Annotated in this window: 20 protein-coding genes and 5 pseudogenes; 9 read left to right on the top strand and 16 right to left on the bottom strand. The window is 71.6% G+C overall.

All coding sequences use genetic code 11. From position 1 onward, the window contains the following. Positions 1–207: 207 nt before the first annotated feature. Entirely contained in the window at positions 208–852 is a 645-nt protein-coding gene (locus tag ACIQU4_RS05440; RefSeq protein ID WP_403726108.1) for a dihydrofolate reductase family protein, read from the top strand. A gap of 25 nt (positions 853–877) precedes the next feature. Here the strand turns inward: ACIQU4_RS05440 and ACIQU4_RS05435 are convergent, their stop codons facing one another. Both ACIQU4_RS05435 and ACIQU4_RS05430 read right to left on the bottom strand, forming a co-directional pair. Further along, complete coding sequence (locus ACIQU4_RS05435; RefSeq protein ID WP_403726105.1) at positions 878–1,018, bottom strand: hypothetical protein; 141 nt, start codon at positions 1,016–1,018, stop codon at positions 878–880. Positions 1,019–1,071: 53 nt separating this feature from the next. Beyond that, positions 1,072–1,313: pseudogene (locus ACIQU4_RS05430) on the bottom strand (molybdopterin-binding protein); the annotation flags it as partial. A 126-nt stretch (positions 1,314–1,439) separates the two neighbouring features. Here ACIQU4_RS05430 and ACIQU4_RS05425 point away from each other — a divergent pair. Next, on the top strand, positions 1,440–2,960 hold the full coding sequence (locus ACIQU4_RS05425; protein ID WP_403726102.1) for a glycosyltransferase family 87 protein: 1,521 nt from the start codon (positions 1,440–1,442) through the stop codon (positions 2,958–2,960). Here ACIQU4_RS05425 and ACIQU4_RS05420 read toward each other — a convergent pair. The 5 genes and pseudogenes from ACIQU4_RS05420 to ACIQU4_RS05400 all read right to left on the bottom strand — a co-directional run bounded on the left by ACIQU4_RS05420 (position 2,855) and on the right by ACIQU4_RS05400 (position 7,945). Then, positions 2,855–4,198, bottom strand: a complete 1,344-nt coding sequence (locus ACIQU4_RS05420; RefSeq protein WP_403726099.1) for a glycosyltransferase — start codon at positions 4,196–4,198, stop codon at positions 2,855–2,857. The genes ACIQU4_RS05425 and ACIQU4_RS05420 overlap by 106 nt on opposite strands. Positions 4,199–4,487: 289 nt before the next feature. Further along, positions 4,488–4,661: pseudogene (locus ACIQU4_RS05415) on the bottom strand (hypothetical protein); the annotation flags it as partial. 393 nt (positions 4,662–5,054) lie between these two features. Then, on the bottom strand, positions 5,055–6,362 hold the full coding sequence (locus tag ACIQU4_RS05410; protein WP_403726096.1) for a hypothetical protein: 1,308 nt from the start codon (positions 6,360–6,362) through the stop codon (positions 5,055–5,057). A gap of 126 nt (positions 6,363–6,488) precedes the next feature. Next, the gene (locus ACIQU4_RS05405) at positions 6,489–7,289 is read right to left on the bottom strand and encodes a hypothetical protein (RefSeq protein ID WP_403726093.1); all 801 of its coding nucleotides are present in this window, start codon (positions 7,287–7,289) and stop codon (positions 6,489–6,491) included. 59 nt (positions 7,290–7,348) lie between these two features. Beyond that, positions 7,349–7,945, bottom strand: a complete 597-nt coding sequence (locus tag ACIQU4_RS05400; RefSeq protein ID WP_403726090.1) for a hypothetical protein — start codon at positions 7,943–7,945, stop codon at positions 7,349–7,351. 163 nt (positions 7,946–8,108) lie between these two features. Here ACIQU4_RS05400 and ACIQU4_RS05395 point away from each other — a divergent pair, with 163 nt between their 5' ends. Together ACIQU4_RS05395 and ACIQU4_RS05390 are read left to right on the top strand one after the other, a co-directional pair. Then, the gene (locus tag ACIQU4_RS05395; RefSeq protein ID WP_403726087.1) at positions 8,109–8,786 is read left to right on the top strand and encodes a response regulator transcription factor; all 678 of its coding nucleotides are present in this window, start codon (positions 8,109–8,111) and stop codon (positions 8,784–8,786) included. Positions 8,787–8,952: 166 nt separating this feature from the next. Then, the gene (locus tag ACIQU4_RS05390) at positions 8,953–10,254 is read left to right on the top strand and encodes an ATP-binding protein (RefSeq protein ID WP_403726085.1); all 1,302 of its coding nucleotides are present in this window, start codon (positions 8,953–8,955) and stop codon (positions 10,252–10,254) included. Between the two features lie 15 nt (positions 10,255–10,269). On the opposite strand, the gene ACIQU4_RS05385 is transcribed toward ACIQU4_RS05390, so the two are convergent. The 5 genes and pseudogenes from ACIQU4_RS05385 to ACIQU4_RS05365 form a co-directional block, all read right to left on the bottom strand. Next, positions 10,270–10,437, bottom strand: a complete 168-nt coding sequence (locus tag ACIQU4_RS05385) for a hypothetical protein (protein ID WP_403726082.1) — start codon at positions 10,435–10,437, stop codon at positions 10,270–10,272. A gap of 185 nt (positions 10,438–10,622) precedes the next feature. Continuing rightward, positions 10,623–11,068 (bottom strand): annotated as a pseudogene (locus ACIQU4_RS05380) (transposase family protein); the annotation flags it as partial. Between the two features lie 59 nt (positions 11,069–11,127). Further along, positions 11,128–11,987: pseudogene (locus ACIQU4_RS05375) on the bottom strand (IS5 family transposase). A gap of 87 nt (positions 11,988–12,074) precedes the next feature. After that, positions 12,075–12,710, bottom strand: a complete 636-nt coding sequence (locus tag ACIQU4_RS05370) for a VOC family protein (protein ID WP_403726079.1) — start codon at positions 12,708–12,710, stop codon at positions 12,075–12,077. A gap of 74 nt (positions 12,711–12,784) precedes the next feature. Beyond that, positions 12,785–12,925: a hypothetical protein gene (locus ACIQU4_RS05365; protein WP_403726076.1), complete on the bottom strand. Its 141-nt coding sequence runs from the start codon at positions 12,923–12,925 to the stop codon at positions 12,785–12,787. A 593-nt stretch (positions 12,926–13,518) separates the two neighbouring features. Between ACIQU4_RS05365 and ACIQU4_RS05360 the strand changes: the two genes are divergently transcribed. From ACIQU4_RS05360 to ACIQU4_RS05345, 4 genes are all read left to right on the top strand, one after another. Further along, a complete protein-coding gene (locus ACIQU4_RS05360) occupies positions 13,519–17,490 on the top strand; it encodes an AAA domain-containing protein (protein ID WP_403726073.1) in 3,972 nt (1,323 codons plus the stop codon). A gap of 140 nt (positions 17,491–17,630) precedes the next feature. Next, entirely contained in the window at positions 17,631–17,810 is a 180-nt protein-coding gene (locus ACIQU4_RS05355) for a hypothetical protein (RefSeq protein ID WP_403726071.1), read from the top strand. Between the two features lie 311 nt (positions 17,811–18,121). Further along, on the top strand, positions 18,122–18,532 hold the full coding sequence (locus ACIQU4_RS05350; protein WP_403726068.1) for a YceI family protein: 411 nt from the start codon (positions 18,122–18,124) through the stop codon (positions 18,530–18,532). Then, positions 18,465–18,734 (top strand): YceI family protein, encoded by a 270-nt coding sequence (locus ACIQU4_RS05345; protein WP_403726066.1) that lies wholly within the window; start codon positions 18,465–18,467, stop codon positions 18,732–18,734. The genes ACIQU4_RS05350 and ACIQU4_RS05345 overlap by 68 nt, the downstream gene beginning before the upstream one ends. Here the strand turns inward: ACIQU4_RS05345 and ACIQU4_RS05340 are convergent. After that, a pseudogene (locus ACIQU4_RS05340) lies at positions 18,640–19,195 on the bottom strand (type III effector protein); the annotation flags it as partial. The gene ACIQU4_RS05345 and the pseudogene ACIQU4_RS05340 sit on opposite strands and share 95 nt — an antisense overlap. Positions 19,196–19,299: 104 nt before the next feature. Between ACIQU4_RS05340 and ACIQU4_RS05335 the strand changes: the two are divergent. After that, positions 19,300–19,839: a phosphate-starvation-inducible PsiE family protein gene (locus ACIQU4_RS05335; RefSeq protein WP_403726063.1), complete on the top strand. Its 540-nt coding sequence runs from the start codon at positions 19,300–19,302 to the stop codon at positions 19,837–19,839. On the opposite strand, the gene ACIQU4_RS05330 is transcribed toward ACIQU4_RS05335, so the two are convergent. From ACIQU4_RS05330 to ACIQU4_RS05320, 3 genes are all read right to left on the bottom strand, one after another. Further along, positions 19,813–21,990 carry an FUSC family protein gene (locus tag ACIQU4_RS05330; RefSeq protein WP_403726060.1) on the bottom strand — a complete coding sequence of 726 codons (2,178 nt, stop codon included), beginning with the start codon at positions 21,988–21,990 and terminating at the stop codon, positions 19,813–19,815. The two genes, ACIQU4_RS05335 and ACIQU4_RS05330, sit on opposite strands and share 27 nt — an antisense overlap. Positions 21,991–22,612: 622 nt before the next feature. After that, positions 22,613–24,379 (bottom strand): FAD-dependent oxidoreductase, encoded by a 1,767-nt coding sequence (locus tag ACIQU4_RS05325; protein WP_403726057.1) that lies wholly within the window; start codon positions 24,377–24,379, stop codon positions 22,613–22,615. Beyond that, on the bottom strand, positions 24,379–24,642 hold the full coding sequence (locus ACIQU4_RS05320) for a UBP-type zinc finger domain-containing protein (protein ID WP_403726054.1): 264 nt from the start codon (positions 24,640–24,642) through the stop codon (positions 24,379–24,381). Before ACIQU4_RS05320 ends, ACIQU4_RS05325 begins: the two co-directional genes overlap by 1 nt. Positions 24,643–24,758: the final 116 nt, after the last annotated feature.

The raw sequence follows: 24,758 nt of genomic DNA, 5'->3' as shown, positions 1-24,758 counted from the left end.
CGCAGCATTAGGATCCCACCCGGAGTCGCTGACCCTCGATAGGGCACCTGCGGCGGGCCGGACTCCGCTTGGGCCCTTCCAAGCCACGTGAACCTCATAAGGGAGAGTCTGAGTGGCCCGATTTCGGACCATTCGCGGACGCAGCGATGAGTTTTCCCGGCCCGGCAGGTCTCACTACCGATATCGCTCCCATCACAGGAGGAACGCGTGGCTCAGCTGCTGAGAGTCCAGAACTTCAACGTCTCGAGTGACGGCATCGGTGCCGGTGAGGACCAGACCCTCGAGAGGCCGTTCGGTCACGTCGAGCCCGAGAAGCTGTTCGCGTGGGCCGGCGCCACGGCGAGCTGGCCCATGCGCACCGCCCCCGGAGGGAGCCGGGGCCTGGACGACTACCTCACCCGGGATTACGCCCGCAACATCGGCGCCGAGATCATGGGCCGCAACAAGTTCGGCCCCCAGCGCGGGCCCTGGCAGAACCATGAATGGCAGGGCTGGTGGGGTGACGAGCCCCCGTTCCACACCCCGGTATTCGTCATGACCCACCACAAGCGCCCCTCGTTCACCCTTTCCGACACCACGTTCCACTTCGTCGACGGCGACCCCGCCGCGGTCCTCGAGCAGGCCCGGGACGCGGCGCAGGGGAAGGACGTCCGACTCGGCGGCGGAGCCACCACCATCCGGCAGTTCCTCGACGCCGACCTCGTCGACACCCTGCACGTGGCGGTCTCGCCGGTGAAGCTCGGATCCGGCGTACGACTCTGGGAGTCGCCCGATGAGCTGCTCGACCGGTTCAACCTGGACGTCGTCCCCAGCCCGAGCGGGGTGACGCACCACCTGTTCTGGCGAAAGTGACCGCTTCTCCGCAGCGGCGCCCCGATCAGGCTCGACGGCTCTCCCGGCCCACCCGGCGCGCCACGGCACGCACACCGACGTGCGCGAGGGCGAACAGCGCGATGGCGGCCAGGGCGAGCAGCCAGTTGCGCAGGTAGTCGAGCGGCAGGACGGTGGGGTTGGCCACGCCTCCCGGACGCAGGAGCGGGGGAAGGGCGATCGCGGTCAGGGAGCCCGCGACGGGTACCACTGGAAGGTGTTCAGCAGCCCGGTGAACAGCTCGAACCGTCCTGCCGCGACCAGGGCCGCCACCGAGATCCGCTCCAGCGCGTGGAGGACCGATCGCACCGGCGGCCAGGCGAAGAACTGCGGGAAGTCCGCCCGCAGCAGACGGCCATGGCCAGGCCGAGCCAGCGGCCGATCGCGGTCGCGGTACGGGCATCGTGCAGGCGCGCCTTGAAGTTGACGGGCGGCCCGGGCAGGGTGAAACGGATGCCCCCATCACACCCCCGCCGAGGCCCGCGCAGGCTGCCGGAACACCTTACGAAGCACGGACATCCGCGACGGCACGGCCTACAGGAGAGCTGATCCCTGGAACGATTCCGCAGGTGAAACCCCCGACCGCCCTCACTCCTCGCACCGCGCTTTTGTTCACCGCCCTCGCCCTTGCCGCACTCACGGCGCTCCTCGCCCACACCATCATGTACGGGGGCTACTTCAGCGACCCCGTCGGCCTGTTCTGCTGGTACGCGGCCTGCTGGGTGTTCTTCACCGTCGCGCTGCTGGCTCTGCGCCGGGTCCCGGCCCGCCGCGCCGCGTGGCTGATCGCTGCGGGGGCCGTCACCATCACGCTGACCGGGCTGATGGGGCCGCCGCGGACCAGTACCGACTCCTACCGCTACGCCTGGGACGGCCGCGTCCAGTCCGCCGGCATCTCCCCGTACGACCACGCCCCACAGGACCCGGCGCTCGCCCGACTCCGCGACCCCTGGCTCTTCCCCACCGGCGCCGCCTGCACGGGCCCCGACCTCGCCCCGATCCCCCACACCGGCAGCACACCCCACTGCACCCGCCTCAACAGGCCCGCCGTCCACACCATCTACCCACCCGTCGCCGAGGCGTACTTCCTGGCCGTCGACCGCCTCTCCCCCGCCAACTCCCGCCACAAGCCGCTCCAGATCGGCGCCGCCCTGCTCTCCCTCGGCGTCACCGGCGCGCTCCTCCTGATCCTGCGACGGCGCGGCGACGACCTCCGCAAAGCCGCGTACTGGGCCTGGTGCCCGGCCGTTCCCATCGAGGCGGTCAACAACGCCCACGCCGACGTCCTGGGCGTGCTCCTCGCGGTCACCGCCCTCGGTCTCGTCGCCTCACGGGCCCTGACCCGGCGGGCAGCGGGCGGAGCGCTGATCGGCACCGCCATCGCCACGAAGCTGATGCCGGCCGTCGTCCTCCCCGGCGCACTGTCCGGGGTCCGGCGCGTCCGCGACGCGGCAGCGGTACTGCTGCCCGCCGCTGCCATCGTCGTACTCGCCTACCTCCCGTACGTCCTCCTCTCGCACGGCTCGGTCTTCGGCTACCTCGGCGGCTACGTCGAGGAGGAGGGCTACGACGACGCCTCGGCCGGATCCCGCTACTCGCTCCTGCGCCTGGTCCTGCCAGACGCCTGGGCCTTCCCCGTGCTACTCGTCATCGTCGCGGCAGTGTCCCTGTACGTGATGTGGCGCGGAGACCCGCGACGCCCCTGGAGCGGCGCCCTCCTGGTCACCGGCTGGTCCTTCGTCCTCCTCACCCCCGGCTACTCCTGGTACGCGCTGCTCCTGATCGCCCTCGTAGCCCTGGACGGACGCTGGGAATGGCTCGGCATCCCCCTCGCGGGCGCCGCCGTCTACGTCCTCGCCCCGACGCTCCACTTCCAGCCGTCGCTGAGCAACATCGCGTACGGCGCAGCAGCGGCCCTCGTCCTCGTGATGACCTGGGTCCGGCGGCGAGCCAGGGAGAGGGGGGCGAGGCCCCGGCCACGGCGTCACGGCATCCGCACCCGGCTTGAACCCCCGCCCGGCCCGGAGGTGTTCCGGGCGTCTGGGTCGATGCGGTGCTCCAGGGCCCGCAGGAGCACAGGAGCGTGGTGACCAGTAGCAACGGCTGTGCCGACCGCACTGGCCCAGACGGCGGTGGCGGCGGCGCATGTGGCGGCGAGCCGAACGACGGGTCGGCGAGCTGGTGCGCCCGGCTTGCCCGGGGCGTGTGGCGCCGGCCTCGGAGCGGACACGGCTGGACGCCCCGCAGAAAGGCGGGCGCCAGCGATCGCCGCGGCCGGCCCGAGCGCAGGGTCGGCTGGGAACAACGAGAGGCCCGATGCCCTGTGCCGGATCCCTGCCCTTCCCTCCATCAGGTCCTCCAGCGCGGCGGGCAGACCTGCCGCGTCGCGGATCCAGAGCGCGACCCCTGCCTCATCCAAGGCTGCGGGGTTGGCTGCGCCGTGGCCGGGTATGCACCGGTAGCTGACTACGGGGAGGCCGCTCGCGAACGCCTCCAGCGAGGTCAGCCCGCCGGCGTTCTGAACCATCACGTCACAGGCCCACATCAGGTTCGGCATATCGTCCGTCCACCCATGAACGTGCTCGATGCCGTCAGCGGCGAGCTGCCGTGCCAGAGCCTGGTTGCGGCCGCATACCACGACCGGGACCGCAACACCGCAGGCGCGGATCTCGGCCGCGACCTGACGCACTGGCCCCACCCCCCAGGATCCCGCAACCAGCAGCGCGTATCGAACGCCCGACAGGAGACCGAACTGCTCTCGAGCTGCTGCCCGTTCGCCGTCACGTGGCGGACGGAACCGCGGATCGGTGACGGGCCCGCTCACCTGGACCTCGGCCGCTCCAAGGGCGCGTGCCTGTGCGGCCGGCACCTCGTGCACGGCCAGGTGCTGGTCGATACCGCGTGCCACCCAGAGCGGGTGGACCGAGAAGTCCGTCATATAGGTCAGGGCCGGGATCGTGAGTTCGCCGGCCAGCCGCAGGCGGCCGAGCACGTGGCTGGCCCCTGGGTACGTGGAGACAACCGCCCCGGTATCGGCCGGCAGGGCCCGCAGCACCCGGTTCTGCACAGTGCGCAGCAGGGCCCGGGCGGCCGGACCCGCTCCCCCGGCGCGCTCGGTGCCGGTGTAGATCCGCTGGTAGGCCCACGGCGCATGGTCCAGCAGACGGTGGTAGAGGCTGCTGGCGGCTCGTCCGGCTCGGGCGGGAAACAAGTCGAGCAGGTCCCACCGGTCCACCGTGTGGCCATCGGCCGTGAGGCGACGGGCGAGTTCGGCGGCGGCTCCGTCGTGTCCGGCGCCTATCGAGGCGGAAACGATGCTGACACGCAACCGACCGTCTCTGCAGCCTTGGTGTACGAGAGTGGGCTTCGCCGCGCGCCGGTCCGTCGGACCACCGAGATGTGGCACGGAGTTCCCCTCTTCGTGAAGTCGCCGGGCCGGGGCCCTGGGATGCCGTGGCTGGCCAGGTACGGTGGTGTGATCTCCGCCCCGGGCCTTCCCCGGGCGATACGGCGAGCATGGCGGAACTCGGCTGAAGGGTCGCTGAAGACCTGAAGGTGCATTCAGCGACCCGGCACAGCGAGTTGCTTCCCTGGCCGGTGTCCGCGCCACCGACCAGCTATTCCACTGCCTGCGGGATGTTGCCTTGCGTCTCTCCGCCGCGTGCCCGGTCACGGAAGTGGCCGTAGGCCATGAAGGCGAAGAGGACCGTCAGGAGTACCGCCGAGGAGCCGACAGTGCCCAGGTCGAGGCCTCCCTTGGCGGTGGGCTTGGTGAGGTAGTCGCCCGCGGTGGCGCCGAAGGTCGGCGGTGGTCACGGCAGGCCCCCTCGACGTCCCGGCCGGTCGACCCGGTAGGCCGCCCCGATGGCTCCGATGGTGCCGAAGGGAAGGGTGGCTCGGCCGTCTGCGGCGGGCACCGGGGCGGGAGCGGTGGTACGTCGCATGATCATGGCGCCTTTCCGGAGACGAAGCGGAACGAGGTCTCCTCTGACGCTAGGCAGCGGCGGGTTGGCGTCCGGCCCGCTCACGGTGAGGCGACGGTAAACGCCCAGTTCACTCGCCCGGCAAGCCACGGGAACCCGGCCCCCTGTGTGCAGGCGGTCCCGTCCCGGCAGGCACTGCTCACTGGCCGCCTGCCCCGACGCATGGGAATGCGCCGGGGCGTCCGCCGTCCGTCAGGTTGTTCAGCCGAGAGAGGCGAGGAGCCTGTTGAGCGCGTCGACCTCGGTGGCCTTGTCGGGGTGTGGGGCGCGCAGTGCCTTCAGTACCTGGTCGATCTCGCCGTCGAGGAAGCTCCACGCCTTCTCGCTCTTGGGCTCAAGGGTGGACTGGTCGTCGTCCCACGCGGTCTCCAGGTCGGTAACGCGGCTGGTCGCGGCTCGCTGATCACCCGAGTTGACCTTCGCCAGCGTGTCGGCCGCGATGGCGCGGAATTTCGCGATTTTGGCCGGAGGGAACGGCGCCGTCGCCTCCTGCGGTGTGATGGGGCCGGTCACCGGCGCGGGGGTGTCCGCTTCTTCGCTCGCAGCGGCGTGCGGCTGGTGGTTCGCCCAGACAAGAAGCGCTGCGGCCGCGACCGCTACGACGGCGTAGTAGACCAGCATGCCCCGCTCACGTGCCGGGCTCAGTGCCCGCGGGGTGCGGGTCGGTTCCTGGGTCTCGATGACATCACTCCGGCTGCGGGAGAGGTACACGACCGTGGCGAGGATGGCTACCAGGAAGATCACGCTCGTCAAAGCGGTGCCAAGGCCCAGGCCGCCGTCGCCGCTGGGCGATCCGAACCAGTCGCCGAGGTTGGCACCGAGCGGACGGGTAAGGATGTAGGCCAGCCAGAAGGAGAGCACGGCATTGGCTCCGAGGCGCCGGCCCACGATGATCGCGACGATCAGGCCGAGCGGCAGGAGCACGGAGACTCCCGCGGTCCAGCCGGTGAGCTCGAGGGTCCAGTCTCCGGTGGCGGTGCCGAGCGCGAAGGTGACCAGGACCGCGAGCCAGTAGAAGAGCTCACGGGGCCGGGTGGTGATGCTGTGGACCGACAGGGTCCGCTCTCTCACGTACCAGATGCCGAAGACCACTGCGAGCACGCCGGCGAACACGCCACTGCTCAGGGCGAGGGGCACTCCCTGGCTGTCGGTGAGGATGTCGGTGTAAAGAGTTCCTGTCACACTGACCACCACGACGGTGAGCCAGTACGCGAACGGGATGTAGCGTTCGGTGCTGAGTTGCCAGGCCAGGACGGCTGCCAGGGCGCCGGTGAAGATCAAAGCGGTGTTGAGCAGGCCGACACCCAGGTTCATGTTGATCCAGTCGGCGAAGCTTTCGCCGACCGTGGTGCACAGGATCTTGATGATCCAGAACCAGATCGTGACCTCGGGCACCTTGTTCAGCATCTGCCCGGCAGGCGTCCGAACGCTCTCGCCGATGCGCAGCTGGTCTCCTGGGTGGGCGGCTGCCCCTGGAGCCGTGGGACTCTCAGACGTTTCGTAGGTCATGCGGCCCGACTGTGTCATCGGGAACCTGAACGCATCCTGACCATCTCACCGGGCATGACGACAGCGATGCCCCTCTCGCCGTACTCGGTGGTGCACGCAGTCGAGTACGGCGACAGGGGCCGGGCGTCAGGACGGAGACCGTGTCGCGCGTCGGTCGGCGGCGCTCAGCCACAGGACCGCGGCGACGATGATCACGGCGAGGACCAGGCTGACCGGCCCGGTGCCCAGCCCGAGGCCGCCGCGCTCGGCGCCGACGCCGGCCCAGTCCGCGAAGGAGGCTCCGAGTGGCCGGGTGAGCACGTACGCCCACCAGAAGCCGAGCACGGGCGGGAGCGCGAACAGCCGGTGAGCGAGTACCGGCAGGGCGATCAGAGCGGCGAACAGCAGTCCCGACGGCAGGTATCCCCAGCCCAGGGTCGCCGCGGTCAGGTCGCCGACGGCCGTGCCGAGGGCAAAGGTGGCCATGACCACGGTCCAGTAGAAGACCTCGCGGCGTCCGCCGGCCACTGTCTCCACCGCGAGGGTGCCCTCGGTCCGCCGCCAGACCATGAAGACCAGGGCCAGGGCCAGGGCGAACGCCGACGCGGACACCGTGTAGGGCACGCCGAGGGCGACGTGCGCGACGTCGGCGGCCATGGTTCCGAAGACGCTGACCATGACCACGGCGGACCAGTACACGGCCGGGACGTAGCGGCGTGTGCGGGCCTGCGTGACCAGGGCGGCGGCCAGCAGGAGACCAGCCGCAGCGACCGCGGGGACGGGCCCGAGGGCTCGTGCGAGGTAGTCGGAGGTGGTCTCGCCCATGCCGGTGGTGAGGATCTTGACGATCCAGAACACCGCGGTCACCTCGGGGACCTTGCTTGCCGCGGAACGAACGGCCTGGGCCTGGGCGCGGCGGTGCGCCCGAGGGGTTGTCGTGGCGCCCAAGACGGCGGCACTCCTTTCTGCGCGGCGCGGCCGGGGCCGCGCCGCTGGGTCGGTCCGGTTCAGCCGCCCAGGACGGTGTTGCCGGTGAGCGTGCCGTTGGTGCCGTCGACGGTCACCGCGTGCCGCACTCCGTCGGGGCCGACGACGACGATCCGCCAGGCGCGGCCGCCGCCCTGCTCGGTGACCGGTGCCAGCGACTCGACCTTGCCGTCGTTGACCGCCGTGGCTGCCTTGCCCACGGCGTCCGCTGCGGAAAGCGAAGGCAGTGGGGCCGGGGCGCCGTCGGTCGAGGGGGCGCGGAAGTCGTCAGCGCGCGGGCCGCGCTCACCGACCCGGTGCCGGCCGTCGTGCCCGTCGCGGCCATCGCGGCCATCGCGGCCATCGCGGCCCTCGGAGTCCTCGCGCGAATCGTCGCCGCGCTCGTGGTCTCCCGCAGCCGCCACCTTGTGCTCGCCGCGTCCCTCTTCCTCGTGATGGTGGATGGCCGCCGCAGCCGCGCCGCCGCCGATCACCACCACGGCAGCCGCACCGGCTGCGGCCCATCGCGCTCTGCGGCCACGCGGCCGACGCCCGCCGACCAGCTTCTCAGCCGTCGTGCCGGAGCCACCCTCACCCGTCTGCTCCTGCGACTCGTCGGCGCCCACGGACTTACCCACGGATTCACTCACTGTGACCACCCCTACCTCTTGGCAAGGTCCGGGGCCCTGTGCCCGGACATCCGGGCACAGCATGGTCCGGGCACGCTGAAGGGATGCTGAAGACCTGAAGGCCCCTTCAGCTTGGCGGCTCCGGCGCCGGGCGGCGTGCCACTCTTGGGGCATGCGTGTACTGGTGGTGGAGGACGAGCGCCGGCTGGCCCTGGCGCTTCAGCACGGGCTGACCGCCGAGGGATTCAGCGTGGACCTCGCTCACGACGGCCTGTCCGGATTCGCCAAGGCCACGGAACGCACCTACGACGTGGTGTTGCTCGACATCATGTTGCCCGGCCTGAACGGCTACCGTGTGTGCTCGCGCCTACGGGCCTGCGGCAGCAATGTCGGCATCCTCATGCTCACTGCCAAGGACGGCGAGTGGGACGAGGCCGAGGCTCTGGACACCGGCGCCGACGACTACCTCTCCAAGCCGTTCTCCTTCGTGGTGCTCGTCGCCCGCCTGCGCGCGCTGGCCCGCCGGATCGGCAGCCGTGCCCCGCAGCGCACCGTCCTGGGCGACCTGGTCATCGACTCCGCCGCCCGCACGTGCAGCCGCGGTGGCCTGTCCATCCCTCTCACCCCGCGCGAGTTCGCCGTCCTGGACCACCTCGCACGGAGAGCCGGTGAGGCCGTCTCCAAGCGCGAAATCCTGGACGAGGTCTGGGACAGCAACACGGACAGCGACCCCAACACCGTGGAAGTCCACGTGAGCGCCCTGCGACGCAAGATCGACGCCCCGTTCGGTCGGGCCGCGGTGCAGACCGTCCGAGGCGCCGGATACCGGCTGGCGGCTGACGGTGGCTGAGCCGCAAACGATCGCACCCGAACCGGGGCACCCCGGGATCCTCCGCGCTGCACGCCGCCGGGCCGGTGCGCTCCTGCGCCCTCTGGCTGGTCATCGTAGGGCGGCTGCACTGATCCAGCGGCTGGCGCCGCGCTCGGTCCGTACCCGGACCACCCTCGCCGCATGTGTGAGCGTCGCCGTCGTCATGCTCGCCGCCTCGGCCGTCGTCCAGATGCTGTTGCGCATCAACCTGGAACGCACCGTCGAAACCGGGGCGCGCAAGGAGACCCAGGCCGTTTCACGCCTCGCCGCCGCCGGTCACCTCACCCCTCAGCTGCCGCTCGGCCCCGGAACGGACTTCATCCAGGTCGTCGACACCCACGGCAAGGTGGTCGCACAGAGCCAGAACCTCACCGGCCGCCCCGCCCTCACCCCCACTGGCACCCACGAGGGCCACAGGACATACAACCTCGACGCCCTCGGCGAGAAGCACGACCAGCGCGTCAGCACCGTCACCACAGCCACCCCCACCGGACCGGTGACCATTCACGTCGGCGCCTCGCTGCGCACCGCCGACACGGCCGAGGACATCACCACTGCAGCCCTCGCAGCCCTGAGCACCCTGCTGCTCCTCACCGTCGGCGCCCTGACCTGGCGTACGACCGGCCGGGCGCTCCGGCCCGTCGAGGCCATCCGCGCCGAGGTCGCCGCGATCAGCGATCGCGGCCTGGACCGCCGGGTCCCCGCGCCGCGCGGCGACGACGAGATCGCCCGCCTCGCCGAGACCATGAACGCCATGCTGGAACGACTGGAAGCCGCGGGTATCCGGCAGCGCCGGTTCATCGCCGATGCCTCGCACGAACTGCGCAGCCCTCTCGCGGTACTCCGGACTCAGCTCGAGGTCGCGCACACCCACCCCGACCCGAAGGTGCGTGACACCTTGGTGGAAGGCGCCCTCCAGGACACCGAACGCCTTCAGGCGCTCTCCGCCGACCTGCTCCTGCTCGCCCGCCTCGACGCCACCGGGCAGAGCCGGCCCGGCGAACCCGTCGACCTCACCGAACTCGTCCGTGCCACCGTGGCAGCACGTTCAACGGACCCTCATGAGGTCGCCCTCCACACGTCCGGCAACATCGTCATCTCCGGCAATGCACTGTGGCTCGGCCGCCTCCTGACCAATCTCCTGGACAACGCCCAGCGGCACGCCCGCCACTCCGTCACCGTACGGCTTACGGCAGACCCGGTAACCGGCGACGCTGTCCTGGACGTCGCGAACGACGGCCTCCCGATAGCCTCCGACGACCGAGAGAAGATCTTCGAGCGGTTCACACGCATCGACGACGCCAGAAGCCGCGACGACGGCGGCACCGGTCTTGGCCTGTCCATCGCCCTGGACATCGCGGCTCTGCACGGCGGCACGATCACCGTTCACGACACTTCGGACGGTGTCACCTTCCGCACCCGCCTCATCGCCAACTCCTGGGGATAGACCAGGGGCGCGCGGTCAGTTGCCGGCCGCTGCCAGGACGGGCGCGGTCTGGTTCAGGGCTCGGCCGTAGCGGCGCAGGAGGAGGAGTGCGGTGGTGGCGAGGCCGATCAGCAGCCCGAGCCACAGGCCGCGGGCCTCGCCGCCGGGGGGGTAGGCGAACAGCCAGGAGGGCATACGCGGCACGCCTGAGCGATCCTTCGGCATATCGGTATCGCGAGGCAGCGCAGGGACTTGAAGCCCGAGTTCGACCACGTCGGTCCAGCCGAAGTCTTCGAGCTCCTGAAGCGCTCACCCGAGGCGTGTCGGGCGACGTAGTGACTCACCACGTCGCCCGACACCGGGGAACCATTCCCTGTTCATCCGCCGGAGCGTGACCTCGCGACGACCAGTCGGCTGTCCGCCTCGATGATGACCTGCACGTTCGCCGAGAACCGGTAGTTGCGGGACGACGCGGCAACGGTCCGATCGCGGACCGGGATCAGGGTGCCGTCCACGATCCACAGCCGGTCCACGCCGGCGACGGGCCGCGGCGTCGGCTCCAGCGCGAGGAGCGGGCTCAGCCGCTGGATGATGCGGCAGACCGTGGCCGGGGAGATCCCGAAGAGCGGGGCGCGCCGGCGCATGGTGAGGTTCGTCCGGTAGTACACCGCCACCAGCAGCACCCGGTCAGGCAGTGGCAGGCACCAGGGGCGGCCACCGCCGGGCCCGTTTCCGCCCCGCTCCCGCACCACTTTCACCAGCTTCGCGACCGCTCGATCCGCAAGCCCGTGAACGTCTCCACCCACACCGGCTCAGCCCGCAACACCCCACCCATAAAGGCAAAATGCCCAAGATTCAGCCTTCTGCAACACCCTTTAAGTTCTGTCTCTTTGGTCAGCGTCGTGCCCAGATGAGGATGGCGGCGAGGTGGAGTGCTGCCTGGTAGGCGATGGCGAGTTTGTTGCATCGTGTGGCCAGGCCGCGCCACTGCTTGGGGCGGTTGATGCAGCGCTCGACGCTGTTCCGCTGCTTGTAGATCTCGGCGTCGAAGCCGGGCGGGCGCCCGCCTCGGCGTCCTCGCCGCAGGCGGTGGCCGATCTGGTCGGACGGCTGCGGGATGACCGCGCGGATCCCACGTCGTCGCTGGTGGGACCGGATGGCACGGGAGGAGTAGGCCCAGTCTGCGAGCACGGCCAACGGCCGGGTTCGGGGCCTGCCGGGCCCGCTTCGTGGCACGCGGATACGGGCCATGAGCGCTTCGAAGGCGGGTGCGTCGCCGGCGTGGCCCGCGGTGACGGTCAGGGCCAGGGGCCGTGCACGGTCGTCGGCGGCCAGGTGGACCTTGGTGCTCAGGCCGCCGCGTGAGCGTCCGAGGGCGTGGTCGGCGGGCTCGCTGCGGCCTTCGGCCCCTTTTTGCGTGCTCCGGCGGAATGCTGGTGGGCGCGGACGACGGTGGAGTCGGCCGAGACGGTCCAGCCGATGTCGTCACCGGCGTCCGCGGCCGCCGGCACGGCGGTCAGGATGTTCTGTCAGGTTCCGTTGACAGCCCATCTGATCAGCCGTTTGTGGGCGGTCTGGAACGGGCCGAGCTCGTCGGGCAGGTCCCGCCGGGGCGAGTTGGTGCGGTACTTCCACGCGATGGCCTCGAGCGTTCGGCGGTGATCGGCCCAGCGCCGTCCACGGACCGGATCGGCCGGCATCAGCGGCTCGATCCGGCCCCACATCGCATCAGTGATCACTGATCGGGCAGACACATCCGATCAACTGACCAACCCATCGAAGAGACACGCGCTGGCCAGGAGACCCCAGCCGGCTGCTCCCGCGGGGTGGTCGGTCCCTGGTCAGATCGTGACCGGGCCGTGGGCGGTGGCGAACTCGACCGAGACCAGGCCCGGTTCCTCGTCCTCGACCCAGGTGACGTCGATCTGTTCGAGGGGGTGGTCGGCCGGTTCGCCGAGGAATTCGGCGATGGAGGCGGCGTCGCCGGCGATGGAGACCCCGTGGATGGTGGTGGAGGTGCGCGGGTCGGCGCTCGGGCGCTCCTCGGTGGGGACCGACCACTGGAGGAAGTAGGGCAGTTGCGGGTCCTCCAGCAGTTCCAGCAGGCCGATCTGCTTCCATCTCAGGTCGAACCCGTCGGGGCGGACACGGTGGCCCTCGGCCGAGGTGCGGCCCAGGCGGGCCTCGACCGGGGCGATGTCGTCGACGGAGACCACCCAACCGAGCCAGCCGCCGCCCTCGGCGGCGCGGCGCGCGACCGCCTGGCCGAAGGGTGCGCGGTCGGCGGCGGGGTGATCGAGTGTGGTGACGACCTCGACGTAGGTGCCGCCGCTCAGCGGGAGAATAAAATTGCGGGTGCCGAATCGCGGGTGCACGCCCCCGTCGACGAACCCGGCGCCGAGGGCCGATCCGATCCACTGGACGGTCGAGACGAAGCTGTCGCGGGCCACCGCATAGGACACGTGATCAAGTCGCACTGCGCCATCATCACCCGACAACCCGTACAAATCCCGCCGCAACGCCCGCTGCCCCGGCCGCGTCCGCCGTGGATTCAGCCGTGGAGCGGATCGATCATCGTCATCCCGGCGGGGAAGGCCCGGTCGAAGCCAGGCAGCAGAGCTTCCGCCTCGTCGAGGCCCACGACCCGCTCGATCAGCCGCTGCGGGGCGAGCTGTTCAAGTGGCGCTCCCACCTCATGGCTTCCTTCCGTGAGGAACTCCTGCCATTGGGGATCATGGACCGGTATCAGTTGACCGGAGTCTTCGCGGCATGGTGGTCCGATCGGCAGGACGACCTCAGAAGCCTGGAACGGCGCGGCTTCCCCGGAGTGATCGACCGATGGGCGGCGGCAGACGGCGAGCTCTCCCCGGCCAGCGGGCCGGTGGGCCGTGCCCCGGCCCACCGGCCGTCCCCCGTTGTCGTGTCTCGGGTGTCAGCCCGACAGGCGGGCGATGTGTGAGGCCAGTTTCTCCGGCGTGGGGTGCGCGAAGAGCATGTCCTGCCGTAGCCCCCAGTCCTGTCGGCGCTAGTAGCCCTCGCGTCAGGCATGCACGCACCGACCCTGACTGCTCGCGACAGTCGGGGCCCACAGGAGTTCCACCACGCCCTTGGCGCCTTCCCGCCCCGGGCCCGAGTCGGCCGAACCGGCCCTGTGTCCCTGGGCGTTCCGGCGCCGTAGGCCCCCGCTGATCGGGACTCGGCCCGCTGACGGTCCGGTAGATTCGGCGACACGGCTGATCTTCAGGGGAGCGGCAGGATGCCGCGCGTGCGACACGGGGGCAGTGGGTGCGGAACGGACACGCGCAGGACCGTCGACGGCAGGCCCTGCTGGAGTGCTGGCGCGCGATCGAGCTGTTCAGCCCGCCGACCATCCCGGCGCTACCCCGCCGACGCCCCGCCGCCCGCTCCGGGCCGAGGGACGAGTACGTAACCGACCTGACGCCGCAGCCGGGCCGGGTACCACCGCTCCTGCCGTGGGCTCCGGACCATCCGGAGACGGGGGCACGGCGGGCACCGTACGGACGTATGTGGCGGCACGAGGTCTACTGCGGGGTCTTCGATCTGGAGCTGCTCCGCCAGGCAATGATCTCCGTACTGCCCGCGGGGACCGATCCCGACCCCGGCGTGCCTCAGACCGAGCTGGTGCTGTCGGGCCAGAGCGCGATGTTCGCACTGGTCCTGGACGACGAGGGCCGACCGCTCGAAGACACGTCCGTGATCTCTGCGTGCGCCTGGGCGACCGGCCGCCTCTTCGATCCGGGGCCGTCCACACCTGGGTGGCTGGACGGATTCGAGGAGCTCGACGACGCATTCGGCGGGGCGATCGACGAGCTCACGGCCACCGCGATCCCTTACGGCCCCACCGCACCGGCCGCCGGAACGGCGTACGAGCGGTGGCCCGGCTCCGAGGGTGCTGCGGGAGCGCCGGGCGCGGCTGGCGGCGGCTGGCAACGGCTGCTCGCCGAGATCCTGGGCGGCGCTGCCGTCGGGGCGGTCGGGGCCCTGTTCGGCGAGGTCGCCGGCGCCGCCCTGCAGGGCGCGGCGGAACCCCTGGTGCGCCGCGCCGCGGACTGGGTCGCCGCCCGCCGCCCCGCCGAGGAGCAAGTGCAGTCCGGGGGGCCGGACGGCACCCGGGGCGTCCCCGAGGAGTCGTCGGCCGACGGTCCTGACATGTCGACCGAGGCGGATTACGGTGCCGGTGCCCGTGCGCTCGGGTTCGCCGATCTAGTCGCCCTGACCGCGCAGATCGCCGACCTGTGCGGGGTACGGGACCACCTGCGGCCGCAGGTGGTCCGGGTGCGCAGCAGGCTGGTCCGCCGGCCGACGGACCCGCGGAAGAAGGTCGCCGCCGCAGCGCCGTTCCTGAACAGTCTGCTTCCTCCGGACCTCGCCCGGGTGTCCGCGGCGGTCGGCAAGGGCATCGGCCCGGCGCTGGAGGCGTACCTGACCGAGCTCGACTCCGTCGCCGTGGGGGCGCGGACGGATGTCCGCCAAGAGCGCGGGGTCGTCCTCGACGGGGTGGCTCCGGGCCTCGTTCCGGACGGCCGCTGGCCCGCACCGGCGGATCAGCCGCTCGCGCTGAGCCAGCAGTTCGCGGTCGACCGCATGCTCGCCGACCGAGCGGGAACCGCGGGTGGGATGTTCTCCGTGAACGGCCCGCCGGGCACGGGCAAGACAACGATGCTGCGGGACCTGGTCGCCGCACTGATCGTCGAGCGAGCGGCGGTGCTGGCCACGTTCGACCGGCCCGAGAAGGCGTTCACCAGTCCGGCCTGGCAGGGCAGGGACCGCCAGGGCACGTACCCCCGCACCGTGTCGCGGCTCGACCCGCGGCTGACCGGGTTCGAGATCGTGGTCACCTCCTCCAACAACGGCGCCGTGGAGAACATCACCGCCGAACTGCCCGGCATGGGCGCGCTCGGCGAGCACTGGCACGGCGGCCCCGACCACTTCTCCGACCTCGCCTCCGCGCTCCTCGGCGGGCCAGCCTGGGGTCTGGTCGCGGCGGTGCTCGGCAACAAAACCAACCGCAAGGAGTTCGGAAACCGGTTCTGGTGGGGCCGGCTGCCAGAGAAGGAGACCGAGGCCCGCTCCGACGCGGGACTGCCACCACTGCGCGGCATGGAGAACGTCCTGCGCGACTGGATTCCGCCCAAGCCCCCGACCGCTGGCCGGCGTGCGGTCGTCGCGGCGGGCCAGGCCCCGACTGCGACGGCCGGGCCCGCCCGACCCGTGCCCTCGTGGACCGATGCCATCGCGGTGTTCCGTGCCGCCCAGGCCGAGGTGGAGCGGCTGCGCGCCGAGCGCGCCCGGCTGACCGGGGTCCTGGCGGCCGTCGAGTCCCCGTCGGCCGGGCAGCGGATCGCGGACCTGGAAGCCGCCGTGTCCCGGGCCGACCAGCAGGTCGCCGCCGCCACAACGGTCCTGGACCGGGCCGCCACCGTCACCTCCGCCGCCCGGACGGCCACGGTGGTGGCCGAGGCCGGATTCGGGACGGCCTCCGAGCACGTACCGCGGGCCCGCCAGGAGCTGGCCACCGCCCGCGCGGACCTGTCGGCCGCCCGTGAACTGGCCGCGCACCACCGCGAGTACGTGACCGCGCTCACCGCCCGCCACGACGCGCCCCCGGCCGTCGAGCGGGGCCTGCGCGGCGGGCTGCGCCGCCTGCTGCGGAGCGCGGCCGACCGGCAGGCCGCCGAACGGCAGCAGGAGCACACCCAGGCCGAGATCGCGCACCTGCTCGTCCAGCAGCGCGCCGCGCTCGAGGACTCCCTGGAGCAGGTCGCCGCAGCCGTGCGCGCCGAGTCCCTGGCCGCCGACCTGCACGCCCGGCACGGCAGCGCCGTCGACGAGGCAGCCGCCAGCCTCAGCGCCGCCCTCGCCTACGAACGGGCCGCGAGCACACGGGAGTCCGCGGCAGCCACCTCCCTCCGGCAGGCCCGACAGACCGCCGACTCGTCCCGCCGCGACCTGCGGAGCGCCGTAGCCGAACTCGACAGCCGCCACCGCGAACTGCGGGAGGCGGCCCGGACGCTGCCGTCCCTGCCCCTCGGCTGGCCTCACCTCGACGAAGCCGACCAGGAACTCGGCTCGCCCTGGTCCGACGAGGCGTGGTCCACCGCGCGCAGCGACCTGTTCCTGCGCGCCCTCGACCTGCACCGCGCCTTCGTCGCCGGGGCCGCGAAGAAGGTCCGCGGCAACCTCCAGGTCCTCATGGAGCTGATGGCCGGCACCAACGGGCCCGTCCCCGACGAGGAGGTCGAGGACGCCTGGCAGACCCTCTTCCTCCTGGTGCCCGTCGTCTCGACCACGTTCTCCTCCGTCGGCAGCATGTTCGCCCGCCTCGGCCGTGAGTCGATCGGCTGGGTCCTCGTCGACGAGGCCGGGCAGGCCACCCCGCAGGCCGCCGTCGGCGCGCTGTGGCGCGCTCGACGTGCCGTTCTCGTCGGCGATCCGCTCCAGCTCGAACCCGTCGTCACCATGCCCGAGGCCCTCCAGCGCCGTCTGCTGCGCGCCTACGGCGTCGACGAGCACTGGCTGCCCTCGGCCACCTCGGCCCAGGCCGTCGCCGACCGGACCAACCGCTACGGCACGTACCTGCCGGCCCCGGACGCCGGCGACGAGCACGTCTGGGTGGGCTCGCCGCTGCGCGTGCACCGCCGTTGCGAAGAGCCGATGTTCACGGTCAGCAACGAGGTCGCGTACGGCGGCCTCATGGTCCACGGCACCGAACACAAGGCGTTCCCCGATGTGGCACGGGACGGCCTGTTACCCAGCCGCTGGCTCAACACCGACGACCCGGCCCGGCCGTCCGATGCGCCGTGGGGCGAACGCGACCGCCGAGCCTTCGAGTTCGTCCTCGACCACTTGCACCGGCACGGCGTCGCCGTCGAACGCGTGCGCGTCATCGCCCCCTTCCGGGCCCTCGTCGCCGAATGCCAGAAGATCTGCCGCGGCCGTGACGTCTGGACGTCCGAACTGATCGAGGAGCGCTGCGCCACCGTCCACCGGGCCCAGGGCAAGGAAGCCGACGTCGTCGTCCTCGTGCTCGGCGGCGGCCGGCCCGGCGCCCGCGACTGGGCGGCCCGCACCCCGCACCTGCTCAACGTCGCCGCGAGCCGCGCCAAACGCCGCCTCTACGTCATCGGCGAGCGCAGCCTGTGGGCCCCGCTCCCGCACTTCGACGTCCTCGCTTCCGAGCTGACGGAGTTCCACCACCTCCGCGACCGCGCCACCTGGCCGCCGGACACCGAGTAACCGCCGACGAAACGGCAGAGCGGAGGGCTACACGCCCGTCACGAAACGACGCCACAAGCCGCCACCCGAGCCCATGGCGCCGTCGCGCCCGAGACGGCCTCGCGAGTGAGGTCGCCGACGCCCCGGGAGCGCGGCGCGGCATGCCTTACAGTCTCGACCACAAGGTCGTCGACGGCTTCATCCGGACCATGGAGCGCAACAGCGCCGGCCTGGCCACCCAGTCCAACGCCTTCGACAAGGTCATCGGCGGCGCACGAAGCAGGCTTTCCACGCCCCTCTTCGTTCACGCCCTTGCGAGTGCACCGATACCAATTTACTAGGCGCGAACCTGTACGACGCGGCCCTCACCGCAGCACGGATCGCCGACCCACACCCCGCACTCGCCGACGCCTCGGCCCACCTCCTGGTCATCGCCAACTCCGTCCCCCGGCAGAGCCCGAACCGGTCGCACCGGAGTCATCCGCGATAGCCGCGACGAGGGCATCCCCCTTGCCTTCGGTACCGGCCGGCGGTTCCTGGGGATGATCCGGCTGAACCGCTTTAGGTTCAGGGGCGCCGTATCTGCTCGTGCCTACCACGCACTGCCGCCCCTTCGATTCCGCGTTCGGCCCGCGAAGGCGACCGTGCTTCCGTGCACACTGTGGACCTGTCCGCGCTCACCGCAACCGGCACCTACCGTCTGACCCAGAACGTGCACGGCTGGCTGGAGGCCGATCCCGAGAAGCCGGAGGAGGTGTGCGTCGAGGCGACGGTCGACGCGACCCAGGTGTACACCGATCAGCCCCAGCGTGACGCCCACCTCCGCAGCGCCGAATTCTTCGACGTCGAGCACCACCCGACGTGGACGTTCGTCGGGTCGCGCATTCACCAGGTGAGCGGAACCGAGTTCGAGGTCACTGGAGTTCTCACGGTATGCGGCGTGACGCGCCCCGTAACCTTCGACCTCACGTACTTGGAACCGTGGGACACCCTTGGTGGGGCGGAACCTCGGGCCCAGGCGGTGCGCCGGCTTCGTCACCACGACGCGTATCGATCGGCATGACTTCGGAGTGAATTGGAACGATGTGGTCGACCGCGGCGGAGTGGTCGTCAGCGCCATGGTCGATGTCACGGTCGACGTCGAGGCCGTCCACGAGACCGAACGGGGAGTCGGCGCCCTGGCAGCGGGTCAAGCGGGGTCGTCGTGGCGAGGGCCGCGCGGAGTTGGTCGAGCGAGTGGAGGGCGACGGTGGGTAGGTCGGTGAGGGCGGTGATCTGGCCGGCGATGCGGCGCAAGTCGGTGGCGTTGCGGCGGGCCCATTCGGCTTGGGTGCGGTCGGCGGCGCGGCGGTCGCGGGTGGCCTGGACGCGCTGTTCGCCGGTGGCTCCGGCGGGGCCCGGTCGGTCGCGCAGGTAGCGGCGTTCGGCGGCCTGGCGGCTGGCGAACGCCGAGGGGACGGGCGAGGGCGGCCCAGCTTGCTCCCGCGTGCCTGGCCGTTTCGATCAGGCCGGTCTCCCGTCCGGCGAGCTGCTCGCGGGCCTGCCGCAGCAGCGGGGAAGCCACCGCCTGCTCCGCGCCCGGGCCGGCGGCGGGGGTGTCGGAGGTCTCCTGCCCGGCGGCGTGCAGGGCGTCGTCTGTGGCGTGCAGGGCCGCAGCGGCGGCGAGGAACGAGGCCGGGCTTCGGCCCTGCCTTCTCCTGCCGCGGGGTAGGACTCGGTCGGTGATGTCGTACCTCGCCCCTTCCCCAGGCTGCCACCAGGGAGGAATCCCCTCGTCCACCCGTTTGGCAGCACAGCGCACCGCGCCTGCTGGCCTGGGGCGCCCCTAGGATGCCGACTGTGAGACCCAAACTCCCGAAGACCGAGGGCGGGGGCCGGGTACAGGGCCTCCTGCAGCTCCTCGAGGACGGCATCCACCTCATTGTCGCGGCGCTGCTCGTACTGCTCGCGGGGCTCCTGACCGTCGGGGTCGTCCAGGACATCGTCAGGTCGATCCAAGGTCCGTACCGGGAGGAGACGGTCGTTCTCTCCGCCCTGGACAACAGCCTTGTGCTGTTCATCGTGGCCGAGCTGCTCCACACCGTCCGCCTGACCATCAGGAACCAGACCCTCGACGCGGAGCCGTTCCTCGTCGTCGGCCTGGTTGCCGGCATCCGCAAGGTGCTCATCGTGACGGCCGAGGCGGAGAAGTCCTTCCGGTGGAACGTCGAGGGGATCGAACTGCTCATCCTGGCGGGGCTGATCCTCGTGATGGCGACAGCGGCGTACGTGTGGCGTCGCTCGACGCGGCCGGGAGACTACTTCCCGCTCCAGGAGGCGCGGCGCTCCCCGTCGCCGGAGCCGTCACCCACCCCGGTGGGCGAGTCCTGATCCGTCACCTTCCGCCGCCGCGGCCGCCCGCACCCGTTGCTCCTCGCGAGCGGAGCCGACGTCCCGTTCCAGGGGTGTACGGCTCACGGCCGTTGCGAGGTCCTCCAAGGCTTGCTTCTGCAGTTCCGCCCCGCGCCGCACCACCGGGCTCCGGTCCCCGGCGGCGGCGCCCTCCCACGCGTGGAGCGCCTCCTCCACGCGCCCCCAGTCCGGATTCCTGTGCTCGCGCACGTCCACTGCCGCCTGCGCGGTGTCCGCCTCCAGGGCCTCGGCGAACCGCTCCGCCTCGGGGACGAAACGGCTGTCGGCCCGCGGGACATGGCTCTCCATGAGCATCGCCGCCCGGCCGAACCCCTTGAGCGCCTCCTGCGCCTCCTCCGCCTCGCGTGACGTCAGGCCCCTGGGGCGGACCGGTTCCTGCCTCGCCCGGTCGTATGCCTCCTGCCAGGCGGCACGTGCCGCCCTGCTCGCCAGCAGTGCCCTGCGCATGTCGGCGTACTGTTCCCGGGTCGGTTCGGCGTAGCTGCGGAGCACCGCGGCCGCGTAACGGCCGTCGGCGGCGAGCCAGTCCGCAAGCCGGCCCGGCAGCCGGGGGGTCTCCCATGCGGGGAACACCACGTACGCCAGCATTGCCAGGGCCCCGCCGAGCAGGGTGAGCACCACCCGCTCCGGGACCGTCTGCTCCCATGCCTGGCCGCCCATGCCGAGCAGGAAGACGACGTACGCGGCAGTGAAGCACTGGGAGTAGGCGTAGCCGGTACGGATCAGCGTGAACGACAGGCCCGCCGAGACCACCGCCAGCACGCCGAACACATGGGCGTCCGGGCCCAGAGCCTGCACCATCCCGGTGGCGAGCGCGACCCCCGCCAGGGTCCCGGCGAGACGGGCCACCGCGCGCGCGTACGTCCGGTGGAAGTCCGGCCGCATCACCATCACCGAGGCGATGGGCGCCCAGTAGCCGTGGCCCACTGGTAGCCGGGCGGCGATCAGGTAGCCGAGCGTGGCCACCGCCGCCAGGCGGACGGCGTGCCGGAACACGGGCGAGTCCTGGCGGAGCTCACGGCGGACCGCCCGGACTACGACCGGGACCAGCCGGAACATGGTCGGGCGCACCAGGAACTGGGCGCCCGCGGGGCCGGGCGGCGTGGGCGTCCTCCCGCGCGCGCCGCCGCTCCCGGCGATCTCCAACGCCTCGCCGAGCAGTTCCACGAGCCGCTCGGCTGCCTGCCGCGCGGGGCCCTCCAACACCTCGTGCTCCTCGTCGACGTGCAGGGCGTCCGTGCTTCCGGGCGACACCTCGGCGGGAATGCCGCGGCGGATCGCACGGGCGGCCGCATCCAGGACGTCGGCGGCCGCGTCGAGCAACTCCCGCGCGCGGTCCCGCCCGGGTCCCTCCGCCGGGGCGCCGACGTCCGGGTCGGCGAGTGCGGCGACGACGGGCCGAATGCGCTCGGCGAGTCCCCGGGGGCCGTGCAGGACGGGGGGACGGGTGCGGGCCTGTGATGGCGTCACGGCGGCCGCGTCCCGGGCCGTCATCAACGGTTCCGGGTCGAACGGGGCGGTCGGGTCGTGCCGCAGCCGGCGGGCGTAGTCCGCCACGGCGGCCAGGGCGTCGGCGAGCGCGTCACGATGCGCCCCCCAACGGCGGATCGGGAACAGCAAGATCAGCACGGCCTGCGCCACGCCCCCGAGCGCGATGACCCCGGCGTGCTCCAGGGCTCGCCCGACGCTCGTGGGCAGCGTGACGGTCACCAGCATGCTGCCGACCGTCGTCGCTGCGACGATCCCGGCGGTCGATCCGACGGCCCACGCCATCCCCGCGGCAAAGGCCCATACGGCCAGCAGTGGGAGGAACGTCACGAGTCGCCCCGCCGCCAGGTAGCCTACGAAGGTGCTGAGCGCCAGACCGGCGCCCGCGCCGAGCGCGATCACTTTGCGTGGACGCCAGGTGCGCTGGAATGTGGCTGCGCCCGCGGAGTAGGCACCGAGGGCGGCGGACGCGGCGTACGCAGGGGAAACCAGCCACAGCGCCGACCCGATGACGATCGCCACCCCAACAGCAGTGCGCAGCGCGAGCAGGGGCTCCAGTCGCGCCTCCTCGATCGTGAGCCCGGATCGCACGACTTCCCGGAGGGCCCGCAGCCACGTCACGGATAGGAGCCTAGCCGGACCCCCTGCCGGGTCGCGCCGGCCACGCCGCCGCCTCCTGCCCTCGGATCCCTCGCCGCTTGTGCCCCTTCCCCGGTCCGTGCGGATCCAGGATCACCTCGGTCCAGAGTCGATCCGTCCGTTGAGCATGAGGCTGGGGTCCTCGTGTGCCTCGGGGTCGTGTGCCCGGTAGCCGACGCATTCACAGCCACTGTCGGCGCCCGACTCCCGGAAGTTGTGCGACGGAGTCCGTGGCTCCGGCACGCCTCTGCGGGCCGTTCAGCCGGTTCAGGTGGAACGGTGGTGCCGCCGGCCCGCTGCAGCGGAGCCTCGGCAGGGCCGGCGGCGCGCCGTCCGACTCCCCCTCGGCCCCCGCAGCGAAACGGCCACGCACCGATCGACCGGCGATATCTACGCCACGTTGTTCGTGCTCGTCCATGTCAGCGCATTGCTGCTCACTCCGGCGTCGTTGCGCCCGGCGGGCACCAGCCCCATGTCGGCTAGTACCTCTCCCTCGCCCCGGTTCATCCCGTCCAGGGGAACCGTCCGCGGTGCGCGGGGCGCCCGCTGGGAGGACGACCGTGGTGGTGGGTTGCGCCACCTGTGGGGTCCGTCAGGGGCAGGGTCAGCGCGAGGACACGGACCCGCCCGCTACCGGCCGACGTCCCTCGGAGCCGACGGTGAGCAGGTTTCCCCTCCTTTCCCGGTGCTCGTGCACGAGGCGGATCGCCATGGCGCCTTCACCGGTCGCCGAGGCCACCCGTTTCACCGAGCCGCTTCTGACGTCGCCGGCGGCAAAGACCCCGGGAAGGGTGGTCTCCAGCAGCATCGGATCGCGGCCCAGCGAGGCCCACCGGTTCGTGTCGGCCACCGCCTGGGCGTCGGCGCCGGTGAGGACGAAGCCCCTCTCGTCCAGGGCCAGCACGCCCTTGAGCCATTCCGTGCGCGGGCGGGCCCCGATGAACACGAACAGCGCCGCGGCCTGCAGTTCGCGGCGCTCATTGCTTGCGTTGTCCTCCACCGTCAGCGACTCCAGCTGCTCCTCCCCAGCGACGCCCTGGACTTCGGTGTGGAGCGACACCTCGATCTTGGGGTGCTGTTCCACCTGGTCCACCAGATAGCGCGACATGTCCGCGTTGAGGTCGCTGCCCCGGACGAGGAGGTGGACCCTGGACGCGTGGTCGGCGAGGAACAGCGCCGCTTGCCCGGCGGAGTTCCCGCCGCCGACCACGGCGACCGGGTCCGCCCGGCAGAGGCTGGCCTCGTGGACCGTCGCCGCGTAGTAGACGCTGATGCCTTCCAGGCGGTCGATGCCGGGCACTTCGAGCCTGCGGTACCGCACGCCCGAGGCGAGCACCACGGCGCCGGCCCGGGACCGGGACCCGTCTGTGAACGTGACGACGTACTCATCATCGTCCTGCGGGGTGAGCGCGCTGACCTCCGCCGGCACCATGAGGCGGGCGCCGAACTTGTGCGCCTGGAGCACCGCGCGTTCGATGAGCTCGCCCCCGGAGATGCCCGACGGGAAGCCAAGGTAGTTTTCGATGCGTGACGAGGTAGCGGCCTGGCCTCCGGTGGCCACCGCGTCGGCGGTGACCGTGGTGAGGCCGTCGGAGGCACCGTACACGGCGGCGGCGAGTCCCGCGGGGCCTGCACCGACCACCATCACGTCGCACCATCCGGCATCGGGCGAGGGGGCGGGGGCGGGGGCGGGCAGCCCGATGAGCCGGGCGAGTTCGGCGTTGCTCGGATTGCGCAGCACCCGCTTTCCCTTCCAGAGGACCACCGGTGTCTCCTCGGGACGGATGGCGAACCGGCGCAGCAGTGCCTCAGCCTCCTCGTCCTTCTCCAGATCCACCCAGCGGTGGGGCAGCCGGTTGCGGGCAGCGAACTCGCGCAGCCGCAGCGTGTCCCGTGAATAGCATGACCCCAGGATCCGGAAGCCGGCACCGAGGCCGATGAGCAGGTACCTGCGGCCCAGGTAGGCGCGGAGGATCAGGTCGCCGAGGACGGGGTCGCTGCCGACCAGCGCACGTTGCCGTTCCACCGGTACGGCCAGGATCTCGCCGGCCTCGCGCACCACGGCGGTGTCGAACGCCGCATGGCCCTCCAGCAGCCCGAGTTCGCCCAGGAACCTGCCGGGTCCGTGGACCGCCACCGTCCGCTCGTCGGGACCGCCCTGGTCGTGGAGGATCTCGACGGTCCCGCTGAGGATCACGAGAAACTCCCGGAACGGATCGCCCTCGCGGTACAACACCTCGCCCTCGGCGGTCCTGCGGCGCTCACCGTGCGCGGTCAGGTCCTCGAGCTGCTCCGGCGTGAGGCGCGGGAACGCCCCGTACCGGTCAGGTGTCTCGCGGACCGCACCATTCTTGTTCTCGGCCGTGCTCATCAGACCAGGACCTCGTGGACGTAGCACCAGCGCCAGTCCTCTCCCGGCTCGAAGGACTGCACGACGGGGTGACCGACGCTCCCTGCATGCCGCCTGGCGTGCTTGAGGAGAGAGGAGTCGCAGCAGCCAACGTGCCCACAGGTGAGACAGAGGCGCAGGTGCACCCACGGGGACTGCTCTCTGAGGCACTCCTCGCAGCCCTCCGGGGTACGCGGCGTCACTGGGCGCACCATCGCCAGGTGCGGGTCGGGAATCGTGGCCATGAGGGTTTTCCTTCCCTGAACGGGCCTGATCGGCCGCGGCCGCCGATGGATCCGCTGAGCGAGCGCGGCGACCGGTCGATGCCGGGGTTGCGGATTCGTGGGGCTCCCAGGTCATC

The organism is Streptomyces sp. NPDC090741 (assembly GCF_044769045.1).
In the GTDB taxonomy this organism is placed as follows: domain Bacteria; phylum Actinomycetota; class Actinomycetes; order Streptomycetales; family Streptomycetaceae; genus Streptomyces.
The sequence above is the reverse complement of the archived record's forward strand: the minus strand, read 5'-3'. Positions and strand labels throughout refer to the sequence as shown.

What these genes read in the sequence shown, in the direction of transcription:
- ACIQU4_RS05335 (WP_403726063.1), top strand. Translation starts at nt 19,300, where the DNA reads ATGCCGACTGTGAGACCCAAACTCCCGAAGACCGAGGGCGGGGGCCGG.
- ACIQU4_RS05395 (WP_403726087.1), top strand. Translation starts at nt 8,109, where the DNA reads ATGCGTGTACTGGTGGTGGAGGACGAGCGCCGGCTGGCCCTGGCGCTT.
- ACIQU4_RS05355 (WP_403726071.1), top strand. Translation starts at nt 17,631, where the DNA reads ATGCCTTACAGTCTCGACCACAAGGTCGTCGACGGCTTCATCCGGACC.
- ACIQU4_RS05325 (WP_403726057.1), bottom strand. Translation starts at nt 24,379, where the DNA reads ATGAGCACGGCCGAGAACAAGAATGGTGCGGTCCGCGAGACACCTGAC.
- ACIQU4_RS05320 (WP_403726054.1), bottom strand. Translation starts at nt 24,642, where the DNA reads ATGGCCACGATTCCCGACCCGCACCTGGCGATGGTGCGCCCAGTGACG.
- ACIQU4_RS05410 (WP_403726096.1), bottom strand. Translation starts at nt 6,362, where the DNA reads ATGACCTACGAAACGTCTGAGAGTCCCACGGCTCCAGGGGCAGCCGCC.